This is a genomic window from Arcicella sp. GW821-FHT09D11, assembly GCF_059416265.1.
In genome coordinates, this window is sequence record NZ_JBWKOV010000011.1 from 83,160 (window position 1) to 99,610 (window position 16,451).

The following is a 16,451-nucleotide window of genomic DNA, read 5'->3' on the forward strand; positions in this document are numbered from 1 at the left end:
ATTTTTTTGTCTTTTCTGATTACTTGATGACCTTAATGCAAATTTTAGCAAACTAGAATTCCTTATCTTTGTTTCATGAATAATACCGAAATCATCGACCAGAATCATATCGCTTTTGAAGACCTTGACCCCAAACGTAATATCATTATCAAAGGGGCAAGAGTAAACAACTTAAAAAATATAGATGTTGCCATTCCTCGCAATAAACTAGTAGTGATTACGGGCTTGTCGGGTTCGGGGAAATCGTCCTTGGCTTTTGATACCCTCTTTGCAGAAGGGCAACGGATGTATGTAGAAAGTTTAAGTGCCTATACGCGTCAGTTCTTGGGAAGAATGGAAAAACCTGATGTTGATTACATCAAAGGCATTTCTCCTGCTATCGCCATTGAACAAAAAGTGTCGAGTAAAAATCCACGCTCTACCGTAGGAACTACTACCGAAATATATGACTACCTAAAACTACTTTTTGCTAGAATAGGCATTACTTATTCTCCTATTTCTGGAAATGAAGTAAGAAAAGATACCGTTACAGATGTTGTCAATTATTTGTTTACCAAAGAAGAAGGACAAAGAGTAATGGTGCTTTCGCCCTTGTATTTAAAAGAGGGAAGGAAGTTGGCTGAAGAAATGAAAATTTTACTTCAAAAAGGCTATACGCGTATTGTGATTGATGGCGAAACCAAATTTCTAGAAGAACTTTTGGATGATAAAACGGCACTCAAAAATCTGCCTGCCATAGATTTATTTAGTAATAATTATAAAATTCTGATTGACCGTGTAGTCATTAAAAAAGAAGCTGACAGTCAACCCGACGAGGAAACACAGTTCCGTTTGTCGGATTCTGTACAGACAGCTTTTTTTGAAGGAAATGGTACTTGCTTTATCGAAATTATTGGTGACGAAACTAAAACATTCTCTGACCGCTTCGAGGCCGACGGATTAGTTTTTGAAGAACCTTCTTTAAATCTCCTCAGTTTTAACAATCCCTATGGTGCTTGTAAGCGTTGTGAGGGTTTTGGGAGAATATTGGGACTAGACCCCGACTTGATTATTCCAGACAAAGGCGTTTCTATTTATGAAGGTGCAATAGCCCCTTGGCGAACTGAAAAAATGAGCGAATGGTTGGTACCATTGTTGAAAAATGCCACAAAGTTTGATTTTCCTATCCATCGTCCTTATAAAGATTTAACCAACGAACAAAAAGAATTACTTTGGACTGGCAATGAATATTTCCATGGACTGAATGATTTCTTTGCGATGTTGGAAAAAGAAACGCACAAAATTCAGTACAGGGTAATGTTGTCGCGTTACCGTGGGCGTACTACTTGTCCAGACTGTAAAGGGTCTCGCTTAAGAAAAGATGCAGGGTATGTGAAAATTTCAGGTAAATCAATCATCGATTTGGTACTGATGCCTTTGAGTGATGTAAGCGATTTCTTTCAAAATCTTGATTTGCCCGATTATCAATATGGCGTTTCTAAACGAATTTTGATAGAAATTGAAACTCGTTTGGAATATATGGAGAAAGTAGGGTTAGGTTATTTAACCCTTAACAGATTATCGTCAACTCTTTCTGGAGGTGAGTTCCAACGCATTAAATTAGCAACATCGTTAGGAAGTGCTTTGGTAGGCTCAATGTATATCCTAGATGAACCTTCTATTGGATTACATCCACGAGATACACAGAGATTAGTATCTGTGCTGGAATCATTACGAGATATGGGCAATACCGTTATTGTGGTTGAACATGAAGAAGAAGTAATGCGTGCTGCCGACCAGATTATAGATATTGGCCCTGATGCGGGAAGTAATGGTGGAAAATTGGTTTTTCAAGGAAACTGGGAAACCATCAATGATATTGATGCAAAGGCGAATCCAGATGCTGGATTTTCGCATACAATTAATTTTCTGACGGGTAGAGATACGATTGAAGTGCCGAAATTCCGCAGAAAATCTACAAGCTTTATTGAAGTAAAAGGAGCTTATGAAAATAATCTCAAAGACGTAAATGTGAAATTCCCTTTAGGCATTTTGATTGCTGTGACGGGCGTAAGTGGGTCAGGGAAATCTACGTTAATCCGAAAAATATTATATCCAGCCCTTGGGCGTCATTTAGGTACTTATACAGACGAAGCAGGAAAATATGCAGAAATTAGCGGAAGTATAGGCAAGATTGAGGCTGTAGAAATGGTTGACCAAAATCCAATTGGTAAATCGTCTCGCTCTAATCCTGTGACCTACGTGAAGGCTTATGACCAAATACGCTTATTGTATTCTGAGCAACCTGTTGCCAAAGCCAGAGGGTATAAACCTGCCCATTTTTCGTTCAATGTAGAAGGGGGACGTTGTGAAACCTGCCAAGGTGAGGGCTTTGTGACGATAGAAATGCAGTTTATGGCAGATGTAAAACTGAAGTGTGAGTCGTGCGGAGGAAAACGTTTTAAACAAGAAATTTTAGACATCAAATTCAATGATAAGGACATCGCCGATTTGTTGGACATGACCGTTGATGAAGCCATTGAATTGTTCAGAAAAGATCAACCAAAATTAGCCGACAAACTATTGCCTTTACAGGAAGTAGGGCTAGGCTATGTGAAATTGGGGCAGTCGTCTAATTCATTATCAGGCGGAGAAGCCCAAAGAGTAAAACTAGCGAGTTTCTTAGGCAAAGGCAATCCAAATAAAGGAAAAACACTTTTTATTTTTGATGAACCTACCACTGGGTTACACTTCCATGATATTAAAAAATTACTAAAGGCCATCAACGCATTGGTGGAACAAGGCGATTCGGTCATTATTATTGAGCATAACATGGAAGTGATAAAATCATCTGATTATATCATTGATTTAGGCCCAGAAGGTGGTGAAAAAGGTGGGTTTGTTACCTTTGAAGGAACACCCGAACAGATGGTGAAATTAGAAGGAAATTACACCGCTGATTTTTTAAAGCAAAAGCTTTCGTAATGATGTTTTTTTAATCTTATGGCGGTAAGATAAAAAAACTAATAACTACGTTGGTGGTTAGATGATAATTGTTGTCGATGTCGGATTAGTTCTTGATACGTAATCGTTCTTAACATCCCAATTTTAATCTTTCGTTTTAGTGCGTCGGTTTCAGATTTATAAGTGTTCTGTCCTTTTAATAACTCTTCGGCGATGTTTGTCACTAAGGCTTCAATTGAATCGACCTTTAGTAAAAGTGGTTTTCTGTTCATCGAATTTAAGGGTGGCTAAAGTAAATTACGTATTCAAGAGAAGTAAGAGTCGTTAATTATGAACATAAGTTAATATTTTTGTTTGAAAGAAAAATGATTTTTCGCCATTTTTTTTTGCCAAACAACCCTGTTTTTCTTTTTTAACCTAAAAATGCTATTGAAATCGTCCTATTTTTTGTTTTTTTAATATCAAAATCGCACTATAACAAATTGTTTACCCATAATGTTTGCTAAATCTATCCAACTCTATCGAAATGCTTATTTAGGTTTGCCCAAGTCGGTATGGTTGCTGTCGGGAGTAATGTTTGTAAACAGAAGCGGGACGATGGTCTTGCCTTTTCTATCATTATATTTAACACAGAAGCTTCATTATAGCGTAGCAGATGCTGGAATTATCATGGCAGTGTATGGGGTAGGGGCTTTGTGTGGTACTTTCTTGGGCGGAAGACTTACCGATAAAATAGGTTTTTATTACATCCAGTTTTTTAGTCTACTATTTGCTGGTATTATGTTACTGGTGCTAATGCACCTTACTAGTTTTTATGCTATTTGTGTAGGCGTATTTATTTTTACTACATTGGGCGATAGCTTTCGACCTGCCAACGCTGCCGCATTAGCCTATTATAGTGAACCTCAAAATCGTACTCGTTCTTTTTCTTTGAATCGTCTGGCTATCAATCTGGGCTGGTCTATTGGCGGAGGAATAGGAGGGATTCTTGCTGAAATAGATTATGATTTACTTTTTTGGGCAGATGGCATTACGTGTATCGTAGCAGCTATGCTATTGAAATTATTGCTGAAGGTACCTATAAAAGTAAGCCATGAAACGAGTGAAATGACGATAGAAAAACCTGTAGTACGCTCACCTTACCGTGATACTGTATATTGGTTTTTTGCTCTTTGTGTTACGCTCTATGCCATTTCATTTTTTCAATTGTTTAGCTTAGAACCCCTCTATTTTAGAAAGGTGTATCATTTGCCTGAGTCTCAAATCGGATTATTGATGGTTTGTAATGGCTTAATGATTGCATTCATAGAAATGATATTGGTACATCAATTAGATGGTAAGTTTTTGAAAACAAACCTGATTGCAATAGGTACATTATTGACGGCTTTTTCATTTTGGATATTCAATGTTTATTTTGCCGTAAGCGTTCTCTGGATTTCTATTATTTTGAATACCGTTGGAGAAATGTTTGCGATGCCATTTATGCAGAGTTTTTCGATAGAACGGTCAGATGAATCTAATCGTGGGCAATATATTGCGATGTATTCTATGTGTTATTCTTTTGCACAAATTTCCTCGCCAACGATTGGGGCTCAATTAGCCGAACATTTTGGATTTACTACTTTATGGTATGTAATGGGTAGCTTTTGTATGCTGTCGACATTAGGTTTTATTTATTTGAGACGATTGAAATAAAATCTGATGCAACCTTTAGGGGCAATATTGTATCTTTGAGTAAGGTGTTAGCTTTGAGCTATCAGCTTTCAGTTTTCTGTTATCAGCTTTAGGTCTTTAGCATTCGACTTTCAGTCGTTGACAAAAGTAAAGTTGTGCTCTAAAATAGCAAAAAAGCGACAGTCGACGACTAAAAGCTCATAGCTCAAGTCTGACAGCTCAAAGCTTTTTCAAAATACCGCTAAATAAATTTAATATGTCTCTAAAAAACGCCAAAATATTAGCCATCGACGATGACCCAGACGTACTGATTGCTGTTAAAATGTTGCTTCGACCAGAAGTAAAAGAAATCGTTACCGAGAAAAATCCAGAACGTATTCAATCATTATTGGCACAAACCCAGTTCGATTTGATTCTGTTGGATATGAACTATAAAAGCTCGCTCAATACTGGGAACGAAGGTATTTTCTGGCTTAGGAAAATTAGAGAAATTAATAAATCTGTGGCCGTAATAATGATTACAGCCTATGGAGATATTGATTTGGCAGTGCGTTCAGTAAAAGAAGGAGCGACAGACTTTGTATTAAAACCTTGGAGGAACGAAAAGCTATTGGTTACGATTGAGGAAGCCCTTGAAAAATCAGCTTTAGAAAATCCCATCTCAAATAAAAACAAAAAAACTGCATCTCCGATAAGTACCAACTCGTTACTTGGTAAAAGTGAGGCCATGCAGGATATTTTCTATAAAATTGAAAAAATTGCTCCAACCGATGCCAATATCCTGATTTTCGGTGAAAACGGAACAGGAAAAGGCGAAGTAGCTAAATTGATTCATCAAAAATCATTAAGAGCAGGTAAACCTTTTGTTCATGCTGATTTAGGTTCGTTGACTGAAAGTTTATTTGAATCTGAACTATTTGGACATAAAAAAGGAGCTTTCACAGATGCACGAGAAGACCGTGCTGGTCGTTTTGAATCAGCCAATAAAGGCACGTTGTTTTTAGATGAAATCGGGAATATCTCTTTGCCACAGCAAGCCAAATTGCTGACGGTCTTACAAAACCGTGAAGTAACCCGTTTGGGTACCAACGCTCCAGTACCTATTGATATTCGCTTGATTTCTGCAACTAATGCCCCTATCAAGGAAATGTCTGCACAGAATCAATACCGTAAAGATTTAATTTATCGATTGAATACCATCGAAATTACGTTACCTCCGCTTCGTAACCGTGGGGACGATGTAGTAATATTAGCCGAATATTTTACCAAATCATACGCACAACAATATCATAAAAACCTCCGTGAGATAGATGATAAAGCAAAAGAAAAATTGCGTAAATATGCTTTCCCAGGGAACATCCGTGAGTTACAACATGCTATTGAGCGAGCAGTAATCATGTCGGACGAACAAGTATTAACGGCTCGTGATTTAGATTTGAGTTCTTCGATAGAAAATCCAATCAGTATTGTTAACGAAAGCAATACCTTACGGATAGATGAAATGGAAAAATCAACTATCTTGAAGGCTATAGAAAGGCATGACGGAAATATCACCAAAGCTGCTCGAGAACTAGGTTTAACCCGCACAGCCTTATACCGTAGGTTAGGGAAATATGATATATGAGTTTTGAGCGGTGAGTGGTCAGCTTTGAGCTTTCGGATACATATTTTAATATGAGCAATCAGTAATAAAATCTCATAGCTCAAGGCTTAGTGCTCATAGCTATTTATTTACAATTTTATGTTCAAACTCAATCGCTATGAAGTCAGTCTGACGCTAAGGGTACTTTTGCTGTTGGCAAGTATTACTTTAGCGGCATTTTGTATTGTTAATGAAAAATTTACCCTATTGTTTTTCATCGGTTTAGTACTGTTTTTTCAAATCCTGAGTTTTGTACAATTCATCAATAAAACCAATACCGAACTTACTCAATTTATAGAAGCCGTTCAGTACCGAGATTTTTCTTTGCAATTTGCTGAAAAAAATGCCCCTGTTTCTGTACGACAACTCCGCAGGGCATTCAATCAGATAAACGGAACGTTTAAACAACTGTCGTCTGAACGCGAAGAACAATATCAATACCTCCAAAAAATCTTAGAATTAGTGGATACAGGAATTCTATCTTACGACCAAAACGGCGAAGTAGGTTGGATGAATGAGGCATTCAAAAGGATGTTAAGTATTCCTTATTTAAGAAATATATCTTCCTTAGAAAAGCGAAATCTTTATGTTTTTCAGGCTATTAGTTCTTTAAATAGTGGCGAAAATCAATTAGTAAAAATAGACCAGAAGCAAGTGTTGTTAGCCAAAACCACCTTTCTAAATGATGGAAAGTTAACACATTTGATTGCTTTCCAGAATGTTAACGAAGCCATTGAAGATACCGAAGCACAGGCTTATCAGAAATTATTGAGAGTAATGACCCACGAAATCATGAATTCTGTAGCACCGATTGCCTCTTTGGCTGAAACGATGGAAGGAAGATTGAAAAAAGGTCAAAATGCTAACAATGCACAATTGCTAGAAGATATTACTTTAGGAATTTCGACCATCAAAAAACGGAGTGCTAACTTATTGAAATTTGCCGATACTTACCGACAACTAGCCAAGGTTTCTATTACGTCTTTTTCAGTTTTTTATATCAGAGATTTATTTGAAAGCGTAGAAATTCTGCTTGAAAACCAAATAGAACAGAAAAATATAGAATTTGATGTCATTTTAAAAGATTTTGATTTACAAATAGAAGGCGACTTGGCTTTGATAGAACAAGTAATTATTAATTTAATGATTAATGCCATAGATGCCGTAAAAGAATCAGCTAATCCCAAAATCGAAATAGGAGCTTACCTCAACCAACAAGATAAAGTAGTGATTGAAGTAAAAGATAATGGAATTGGGATGTCGGCTGAATTAATGGATAAAATCTTTGTACCGTTTTTCACTTCCAAAACCAATGGTTCGGGTATTGGTCTAAGTTTATCAAAACAAATCATGGCATTGCATAAGGGAAGTATCACTGTCAATTCAGTAGAAGGACAGGGAACAGCTTTTAGGTTGTCGTTTTAATAAAGAGTAATTAGTTTATTTGAGACTGTTTTTAGTATAATAGCATTAATAAATTAAGCTCCCTTCATCCCCAAATTATACACTTTTTTCAACCATTTCTCACGAAAATCAGGTGTTGAATATCTTATTGGGGCAATATAAGTCACTTTTACTGGACTGATACCACAAAATTCAAGCGTTCCTTTTTTGAATTGATTGAGGGCTGGGCTTCGCATAAATAGCCAGTCATACCACCGTGGAGTATCCGCAGTAATGATAATTCTTGCAGTTTTTCCCTTCAATAGTTTTTTAGGAAATGGACTTCCTTCAACAAATTCAAAAGTAATCCCTGGCAAAAATGTCCTATCAATAAAGCCTTTCATAAGGGCAGGATAACCATACCACCACATCGGGAAAACCCAAACGATATGATTAGCATTTTTTATCTTTTCAATGGCGTCTAACAGGTCGGGTTCTAACTCAACACGTTGCCTGTAACCATGTTGAAGATTAACATTAAAATTCAAATCTTGGATATTAATTTCCGTCATCTCAACATCGGTTTTGCTAAGTCCTTCTTTGTAAGCATTTGCCAATGCATAGTTGAAGCTTTCCTTATCAGGATGCCCATTAATAATTAATACTTGTTTCATGTTTTTTCTACAAAGTTGGGCTGTGTCTAACTTTGTAGAAAGGACATTTGTCGGATAAAAAAATGATTTTTGTAAACTATTCAGAAGTCTTTGAAGGATAAATAATAGGTACTGATAGGAACACTTCCTTATTCCTTAAAAACATTCCAATCCAAAGAATAGCCAAGAAAATGGAAGAGGCGATGACCTGTCCCCCAGCTATTTCTAAACACAAAGCTCCCGCAAAGTAACAGCTGGCTAATAAGAACCCTATTTTGTTGGTTTTAGGATACATGAATAATCCAGCAATGATTAATTCAGTTAGGCCAAGGACAGTGATGTAATTACCAAAGCCCATTTTGGTTAAAAATTGCATCACAGATTCGGGTTCTGCTCCAATAATTTTCATTACTCCGCCCATGATAAGTACTATAGAAGGAATCGCCATTAGTATAATGGAAAAAATGCGTGTTGTTTTATTCATCTTAATTTTATCGGTTAATAATCGACCAAAATTAGTTACATTTACTATCCTTGGTATAGTACTATCCGTTTGGATAGCACTATCCAAACGGATAGTAACGCAATAAGATAAAAGAGACAACGAAAAATAAAATGCTGACACGGGAAGGATGCCCTCAGAATGTACTTGCTATCAAAGATGCTTTAGAAGCATTAGAAGGTAGATGGAAATTGCTAATAATGCTATCTCTATCAACAGGGAATAAGCGTTTTACGCAAATATCAAAAGAAGTTTATGGCATTACGGATAAAATGCTTTCCAAAGAATTGAAAACGTTAGAAGCGAATAAATTGATAAAAAGAGAGGTTTTCGATACTTTTCCGCCAACAGTAGAATACTCAATTACAGCGCATGGTATGTCCATTCAGAAACTTATGGACGAATTATATCATTGGGGTTTAGCGCACCGAAAAGTAATCATGGGAAAATAATGTAGGTATAAAACATATATCGTAACCCTTCATGGCAAATAACAACCAATATTCATGATATTAGCTATAAATTTGTCTATTAATCTTTAACTTTAGAAGATATATAACACACAATAGGTAGTCTTAAAAGCAAGCATTCAGCCTACTCTCATTCCCAAATTATGGAACTCCTTATCATTTTTGTTTTAATTTTAATAAATGGTATTTTCTCGATGTCTGAAATAGCATTGGTTTCTTCTCGAAAAGCGAGGCTTGAGGCTTCTGCTAAGAAAGGAGACAGTAATGCCAAAATTGCTTTAGATATTGCCAACGACCCAAACAGATTTTTCTCTACCGTTCAAATAGGTATTACGTTGATTGGTATTTTAACGGGTATTTTCAGTGGAGAAAAAGTAACTAACGATATTCAAGCATTTGTAGCTCAATTTACTTTATTAGCCCCCTATCAACATACTATTGCCGTTGCCATTGTTGTATTATTAATTACATATTTTTCATTAGTTTTTGGTGAATTAGTACCCAAACGTATTGGACTTACAAATCCTGAATTTATTGCTAAGGCGGTAGCACGCCCCATGAATATTCTTTCTTTAATTACTTCACCGTTTGTTTGGTTACTTACTTTTTCTTCTGATTTATTGATTAAAATACTTAATATCAAGCCATCTACAGATAGTAAAGTAACCGAGGAGGAAATTAAGGCAATCGTACAGGAGGGAGCAGACAGTGGCGAGGTACACGAAATGGAACAGGATATTGTAGGCAGAGTATTTAGTTTGGGTGATAGGAATGTGTCTTCTTTGATGACTCACCGCAATGACTTAGTATTTATAAAACTGTCTTATTCAGCAGAACGGATTGTGGAGGTTGTCAGCGAAGAGTTACATTCGCTATATCCTGTTTATGATAAAGATAAAGACCATATCATAGGTATTGTTAGGCTCAAAGACTTGTTTTTACCTTTAAGCAAACCTGATTTTAATTTACAAGCCTATTTGCAAGCACCACAGTTTATCATGGAAACAGCTTCGGCCTATCAGGCCATGCAACGATTCAAGGATAGTAGGGTACATTATGGAATTGTGATTGATGAATATGGGCAAACACAGGGTATTGTAACGCTTAATGATTTGCTCGAATCGCTAGTAGGGAACGTTTCTGACTTTGATCATGAAGGCTATCGCCTAGACCATCGAGCGGATGGTACTTGGCTAGTAGATGGACAATACCCTTTGGCAGATTTCCTTCAATATTTTGAATTGAGTGAATACATTAGCGAATATCCATTTAATACGTTAGCAGGACTTTTATTGAATGAGTTAGGGCAAATTCCTCAGCAAGGTGATACTATCATTTGGCAAAATCTGATTTTTGAAATCATTGATATGGATGGTGCTAAGTTGGATAAGGTTTTGGTGAAAATGAATACTGAAAGCTGATTGCCTAGAAAACTGTTTCTACAGCTACCTACAAATAATTAAAAGAAAATATGACAAATAAAATTATTGCAGAAAAGTACTTTGGTATTCTGGCGACAGTTGATTGGAATTCTAATCAATGGCAAGCGGAGTCTACCGAAGAGGATTTGAAAAATTCAAATTTTGGATTCACCAAAGAGCATGGCATCACCTATACTTCATTGAATTTTGCTCATGAAGTATATCCGACAGATGAAAATGACTATTATGCAGGGTTGCTGCCACAATTATGGACAAAAACACCTGACAAAGAAAATGCAAAATTGGTAAAAATTGTATTTATCAAAGCTAAAAACTGGGAAGATAAAAAGAACTACATCGTAGGTTTTTATGCTTTTCCTATCTTTGAAAAAGGCAAAAAGCCATCACCGATTGCATCATTTACAGAAGATTTCGAGACAAATATAAAAGCATTACCCAAAGACATCCACATCCTTAAAAACTATATATTATTCGAAGATGAAGATGTAAAGAAGTTTATTCCTAAAGGAAAAAAGGTAGGACTAAGAGGGTTCAATTATTTAGAAAAAGATAATGTATACAGTATTCTGGATAGAATGTCGAGTAAAAACTCAGATGTAAAACTACAAGGAATAAAATACAGGATTATCAAAACAATTGATGCGATAGAAAGATAACACGCACAACTTGATAAAAAGCAAAATAACAAAATCGAGCCCATGTCAAAAACATGGGCTTTTTTGGTAACTTTACTATTGCTTTACGTGTTAAATTCATATCACGATTTTAAAACATTATGCCCAACAACAAACATTCAGATATTACTGGTTATGAACAAATAGAAATTCTCGGTGCTAGAGAACATAACCTTAAAAATATAGATTTAATCATTCCTCGTAATAAACTAGTAGTCTTCACTGGCATTTCAGGCTCTGGAAAGTCTTCACTGGCATTTGATACTATTTATGCAGAAGGGCAACGTCGTTATATGGAAAGCTTTTCGGCGTATGCCCGTAGTTTTTTAGGTAATATGGAACGCCCCGACGTAGATAAAATCAATGGGCTTTCTCCTGTTATTTCTATTGAGCAGAAAACGACTTCTAAAAACCCACGTTCGACGGTCGGCACTGTTACCGAGATTTACGATTTTATGCGTTTATTGTATGCTCGTGCTGCGGAGGCTTTTAGTTATGTAACGGGCGAAAGAATGATTAAGCAGTCTATCGACCAAATCATTGAAGTAATCTTACATGATTATCAAGACCAAAAATTGATTCTTCTAGCCCCTGTCGTAAAAGGTAGAAAAGGGCATTACCGTGAACTCTTTGTACAGATTGCCAAATTGGGTTATACAAAAGTAAGAGTCGATGGAGTGGTGATGGATATTCAGCCCAAAATGCAACTCGACCGCTTTAAGATTCATGATATTGAGATTGTAGTAGATAGAATTGTGGTAAAAACCGAAGAACGTTTCCGTTTATCACAATCCGTTCAAACGGCATTGAATCAAGGGAAAGGCTTGATGATGACGCATGATGAAAAAGGCGAAGTTCGCAATTTTTCAAAGTATTTGATGGACCCTATTTCTGGGGTTTCTTATGACGAACCCTCGCCTAATAATTTTTCTTTTAACTCGCCTTATGGTTGGTGCCCGACTTGCCAAGGTTTGGGGAAAGTAGAAGAAATTACCGAAGATTCTATTTTGCCAGACAGAACCCTTAGTATCAATAAAGGAGCGATTGCACCTTTAGGAGAATACCGCGATATGTGGATTTTCAAACAATTAGAAGTACTGCTAAAACCCTTTAAGGTAAGCTTGGCTACGCCCCTAGAAAAATTTCCTGAGGAGGCCATCAAGATTATGTTGTATGGCACCGATGAACCCGTACCTGTACCCTCAAAAAAATATGAAGGAACAGACTGGAATACCAAGTACGAAGGTATTATAGTTTTCTTGAAACGTCAGCAAGAGACAGGCTCTGAGAAAATACAAGAATGGTTAAAGGATTTTATGGTCGTAAATACTTGTCCAGATTGCAAAGGTTTACGATTGAAAAAAGAATCTCTGCATTTTAAAATAGACCATAAAAATATAGCCCAATTGGCGGAATTGGATATTGCTGAACTAGCAGAATGGTTTGTAGGGTTGGAAGCACGCATGAACGAGCGTCAAAACGTTATTGCTAAAGAAATTCTGAAAGAAATCAGAAAACGAATAGGCTTCTTAACGGGCATAGGCTTGGAATATTTAACGCTTAATCGTTCATTAAGAACGTTGTCTGGTGGCGAGGCACAGCGTATTCGTTTGGCTACACAGATTGGTACACAACTGACCAATGTATTATATATCATGGATGAACCAAGCATTGGTTTGCACCAACGTGATAACGTAAAGTTGATTCAAGCCTTAAAAGATTTACGTGATTTGGGTAATTCTATTTTGGTAGTTGAGCATGATAAAGACATGATGTTGGCATCCGACTATGTGGTGGATATCGGTCCAGGAGCTGGTCGTCATGGAGGTTCAATCGTTGGACAAGGAACACCAGAAGAATTCTTAAAGAACAATTCAACAACGGCTAAATTTCTGAGCGGAGAAATAGGTATTGAAGTGCCTAAACAACGCAGAAAAGGCAATGGTAATTTCTTGATAATTAAAGGAGCAACAGGGAATAATTTAAAAAATGTTACCTTGAAATTGCCCCTCGGTAAGATGATTTCTGTGACAGGCGTAAGTGGTTCGGGGAAATCTTCTTTGATTCACGATACCATGTATCCTATTTTAAATCGCCATTTTTTCAATGCCAAACGCGAACCAATGCCTCATAAATCGGTAGAAGGGTTAGAACATTTGGATAAAGTGATAGAAGTAGACCAGTCGCCGATTGGTAGAACGCCACGTTCGAATCCTGCTACCTATACAGGAATGTTTACAGATATTCGTACCCTTTTTGCAGAATTGCCAGAATCAAAGATTCGAGGGTATAAAGCAGGGCGATTCAGTTTTAATGTAAAAGGTGGACGTTGTGAAGATTGCGAAGGAGCGGGGATGAAAAAGATTGAAATGGAATTTTTGCCAGATGTTCATGTTGCCTGTGAAACCTGTAAAGGAAAACGATTCAATCGTGAAACCTTAGAAGTTCGTTTCAAAGGGAAATCCATTGCTGATGTATTAGACATGACAGTAGAGCAAGCCGTAGAATACTTTGAAAATCAGCCAAAAATCTCTCGTAAAGTACAGATGTTAAAAGAAGTAGGCTTGGGCTATATCACTATTGGTCAACAAGCAACTACGCTTTCTGGGGGAGAAGCACAACGAGTAAAATTAGCGGAGGAGCTTTCTAAAAGAGATACAGGTAAAACCATGTATATTTTGGACGAACCAACGACAGGGTTACATTTTCAAGATATTAAAGCGTTGATGGAAGTACTAGACCGTTTGGCAGATAAAGGCAATACGGTATTGATTATCGAACATAATTTAGATGTTATCAAGGTATCAGACCATATCATTGATGTTGGGCCTGAAGGTGGACAAAAAGGCGGAACAATTATTGCCGAAGGCACACCCGAACAAGTAGCCAAAGTAAAAGGAAGCCATACGGCTAGATTTTTGAAGGAAGAATTGGCTTGAGTGAATAGTTTAATGGTATAATTATTTTATAAACTATTTGTCCGTGGGTTGTGTCCTAACAGCCCACAATGTCGAAGTATTAAATATCTTGCCTGTTGAAAATAATTTCAAGAGAAATCGTTTGTGTGGTGGACTGTGAAGACACAGCCCACGGCGAAAGCCCGCTTGAAAATCATTTCAGTAGACAAACAATTTTACCAAAAACAATCATGAAAATAGACATCAAAGATTTTGAGTATAACGGAGATAAGAAATTTAAAATCAAAAAGACACCTACCAAAATCAAGGATTTTTACGAATCTGAGGAACAGTATGAACTACTGATAGCGGAGATAAAAGATAAGATTGACAAACTCCAGAGTTTGATGTATGCTGATAACCGTTATGCGATGTTGATTATGTTACAGGCTTCGGATGCGGCAGGTAAAGATGGAACGATAAGAGCAGTGCTTTCGGGGGTAAATCCTGCGGGTATTGCGGTACATAGCTTCAAAAGACCAACTACAGAAGAGTTAGACCATGATTTCATGTGGCGAAATATGCTGAAGATGCCAGAAAGAGGGAAAATGGTTTTTCATAACCGTTCTTATTACGAAGAATTATTGGTGGTGAAAGTCCATCCTGAGATATTGCTTAATAGTGAAAAAATACCAACGGAGTTTACGAATGATTTAGATAAAGTATGGGCGCATCGTTATGAAGACATTCGTAATTATGAAAAGTATCTCAACAGAAATGGTACAATTGTGTTGAAGATTTACCTAAATGTTTCTAAAAAAGTACAAGGAGAACGCTTAATTGAGCGTATTCAAGACCCTACTAAAAACTGGAAATTTGAAGAGGGCGATGTAAAAGAACGTGATTTTTGGAATGATTACCAATCCGCCTATGAAGAAATGGTCAACCAAACCGCAGCGAAATATGCACCTTGGTACGTGATTCCAGCGGATGATAAAAAGAATATGCGATTGATTGTTAGTAGTATTATTTTACATCATCTCAAGTCGATTGATATGAAATATCCAGCAGCAGATGAAGCCCGACAAGCTACCTTGGAGCAACTCATTAAAGTAATCGAGCAACAAAATGGATAAGCTAATGTGAAACAATTTTGGTAAATTGCAGGCTTAAAGACAAAAAGATTACCATGCGACTGAATTTCAAGGACTTAATTATATTTGAGAACGACGATTATATTGTTATCAACAAACCTCCATACATTGCTTCACTAGACGAACGACAAGCGGATAACTCGCAGAGTATCTTGCGTTTAGCCAAAGAATACTCAGATGATGCTCAACTGGCTCACCGTTTAGACAAAGAGACTTCTGGTGTATTGGCTATTGCTAAAAATCCAGCCGCCTATCGCCACTTGGCCATGCAGTTTGAACACCGTCAGGTAGAAAAACGCTACCATGCTGTAGTAAATGGTGCTCATGATTTTGAAATGATTTCGGTGTATTTACCCATCGCTCAGAAAAGAGATGGTACCCAAGTAATGATAGACCGTCAGAAAGGGAAAGAAGCGGAGACAATTTTCAATACCATTAAAGTATATCGTAACCATACTTTAGTAGAATGTATGCCTGTAACAGGTAGAATGCACCAAATCAGGATTCACTTAGTATGTTTAAAAGCTCCTATCGTTTGTGACCCAACTTATGGCGGAGAATACATTTACTTATCTGATTTAAAAAGAAAATTTAACCTAAAAAAAGATACAGACGAACTTCCTTTAATGAAAAGAGTAGCCCTCCATTCTCGTTCGTTAACATTCAAATTATTAAATGAAGAGATTATCAAGATAGAAGCTCCTTATCCGAAAGATTTTGAGGTTTTGGTAAAGCAGTTAGAGAAGTTTTCGTAATTTTGCGCCCGTCTGATTCAAGACACTTGGCTCCGTAGTTCAATGGATAGAATGTAGGTTTCCGGTACCTAAGATGAAGGTTCGATTCCTTCCGGGGTCACAAAGCCACTTTACAAAAGTAAAGTGGCTTTGTGTTTTATGGCTTTATCTAAATTAACAAAAGCAACAATAATTCCGCTTCATGCATTTTGTTCATATTAAGTATAAGCAACCTAAAGTCTATAAGGAAGAAAACTATTTAAAAAAAGCTTAGAATAGAATA

Annotated in this window: 13 protein-coding genes and 1 tRNA gene; 11 read left to right on the forward strand and 3 right to left on the reverse strand. The window is 36.8% G+C overall.

Annotated elements, in window-relative coordinates; translation table 11 throughout:
* Positions 1 to 75: 75 nt before the first annotated feature.
* Positions 76 to 2,964 carry an excinuclease ABC subunit UvrA gene (uvrA, locus tag AC07N0_RS20980; RefSeq protein WP_494590860.1) on the forward strand — a complete coding sequence of 963 codons (2,889 nt, stop codon included), beginning with the start codon at positions 76 to 78 and terminating at the stop codon, positions 2,962 to 2,964.
* A 38-nt stretch (positions 2,965 to 3,002) separates the two neighbouring features.
* Here the strand turns inward: uvrA (AC07N0_RS20980) and AC07N0_RS20985 are convergent, their stop codons facing one another.
* Positions 3,003 to 3,215, reverse strand: a complete 213-nt coding sequence (locus tag AC07N0_RS20985; RefSeq protein WP_492801249.1) for a hypothetical protein — start codon at positions 3,213 to 3,215, stop codon at positions 3,003 to 3,005.
* Positions 3,216 to 3,438: 223 nt separating this feature from the next.
* Between AC07N0_RS20985 and AC07N0_RS20990 the strand changes: the two genes are divergently transcribed.
* The 3 genes from AC07N0_RS20990 to AC07N0_RS21000 all read left to right on the forward strand — a co-directional run bounded on the left by AC07N0_RS20990 (position 3,439) and on the right by AC07N0_RS21000 (position 7,684).
* The gene (locus AC07N0_RS20990; RefSeq protein ID WP_494590861.1) at positions 3,439 to 4,638 is read left to right on the forward strand and encodes an MFS transporter; all 1,200 of its coding nucleotides are present in this window, start codon (positions 3,439 to 3,441) and stop codon (positions 4,636 to 4,638) included.
* A gap of 235 nt (positions 4,639 to 4,873) precedes the next feature.
* Positions 4,874 to 6,241, forward strand: a complete 1,368-nt coding sequence (locus AC07N0_RS20995) for a sigma-54-dependent transcriptional regulator (RefSeq protein WP_494590862.1) — start codon at positions 4,874 to 4,876, stop codon at positions 6,239 to 6,241.
* 117 nt (positions 6,242 to 6,358) lie between these two features.
* Positions 6,359 to 7,684, forward strand: coding sequence for a sensor histidine kinase (locus AC07N0_RS21000; protein ID WP_494590863.1), 1,326 nt, complete (start codon positions 6,359 to 6,361; stop codon positions 7,682 to 7,684).
* A 53-nt stretch (positions 7,685 to 7,737) separates the two neighbouring features.
* Here the strand turns inward: AC07N0_RS21000 and AC07N0_RS21005 are convergent, their stop codons facing one another.
* The gene (locus AC07N0_RS21005; RefSeq protein ID WP_494590864.1) at positions 7,738 to 8,316 is read right to left on the reverse strand and encodes an NAD(P)H-dependent oxidoreductase; all 579 of its coding nucleotides are present in this window, start codon (positions 8,314 to 8,316) and stop codon (positions 7,738 to 7,740) included.
* A gap of 76 nt (positions 8,317 to 8,392) precedes the next feature.
* Complete coding sequence (locus AC07N0_RS21010; protein ID WP_494590865.1) at positions 8,393 to 8,743, reverse strand: DoxX family protein; 351 nt, start codon at positions 8,741 to 8,743, stop codon at positions 8,393 to 8,395.
* Between the two features lie 167 nt (positions 8,744 to 8,910).
* On the opposite strand from AC07N0_RS21010, the gene AC07N0_RS21015 reads away from it, so the two are divergent.
* From AC07N0_RS21015 to AC07N0_RS21045, 7 genes are all read left to right on the forward strand, one after another.
* On the forward strand, positions 8,911 to 9,249 hold the full coding sequence (locus tag AC07N0_RS21015; RefSeq protein WP_309922928.1) for a winged helix-turn-helix transcriptional regulator: 339 nt from the start codon (positions 8,911 to 8,913) through the stop codon (positions 9,247 to 9,249).
* Between the two features lie 161 nt (positions 9,250 to 9,410).
* The gene (locus AC07N0_RS21020) at positions 9,411 to 10,688 is read left to right on the forward strand and encodes a hemolysin family protein (protein WP_492801255.1); all 1,278 of its coding nucleotides are present in this window, start codon (positions 9,411 to 9,413) and stop codon (positions 10,686 to 10,688) included.
* 50 nt (positions 10,689 to 10,738) lie between these two features.
* The gene (locus tag AC07N0_RS21025; protein ID WP_309922926.1) at positions 10,739 to 11,365 is read left to right on the forward strand and encodes a hypothetical protein; all 627 of its coding nucleotides are present in this window, start codon (positions 10,739 to 10,741) and stop codon (positions 11,363 to 11,365) included.
* 119 nt (positions 11,366 to 11,484) lie between these two features.
* Entirely contained in the window at positions 11,485 to 14,322 is a 2,838-nt protein-coding gene (gene uvrA, locus AC07N0_RS21030) for an excinuclease ABC subunit UvrA (protein WP_494590866.1), read from the forward strand.
* 95 nt (positions 14,323 to 14,417) lie between these two features.
* Positions 14,418 to 15,416 (forward strand): PPK2 family polyphosphate kinase, encoded by a 999-nt coding sequence (locus tag AC07N0_RS21035; protein ID WP_494590867.1) that lies wholly within the window; start codon positions 14,418 to 14,420, stop codon positions 15,414 to 15,416.
* Between the two features lie 53 nt (positions 15,417 to 15,469).
* Positions 15,470 to 16,189 (forward strand): RluA family pseudouridine synthase, encoded by a 720-nt coding sequence (locus tag AC07N0_RS21040; RefSeq protein ID WP_492801258.1) that lies wholly within the window; start codon positions 15,470 to 15,472, stop codon positions 16,187 to 16,189.
* Positions 16,190 to 16,217: 28 nt separating this feature from the next.
* A tRNA-Arg gene (locus AC07N0_RS21045) sits at positions 16,218 to 16,289 on the forward strand.
* The last annotated feature ends 162 nt before the right edge of the window (positions 16,290 to 16,451 follow it).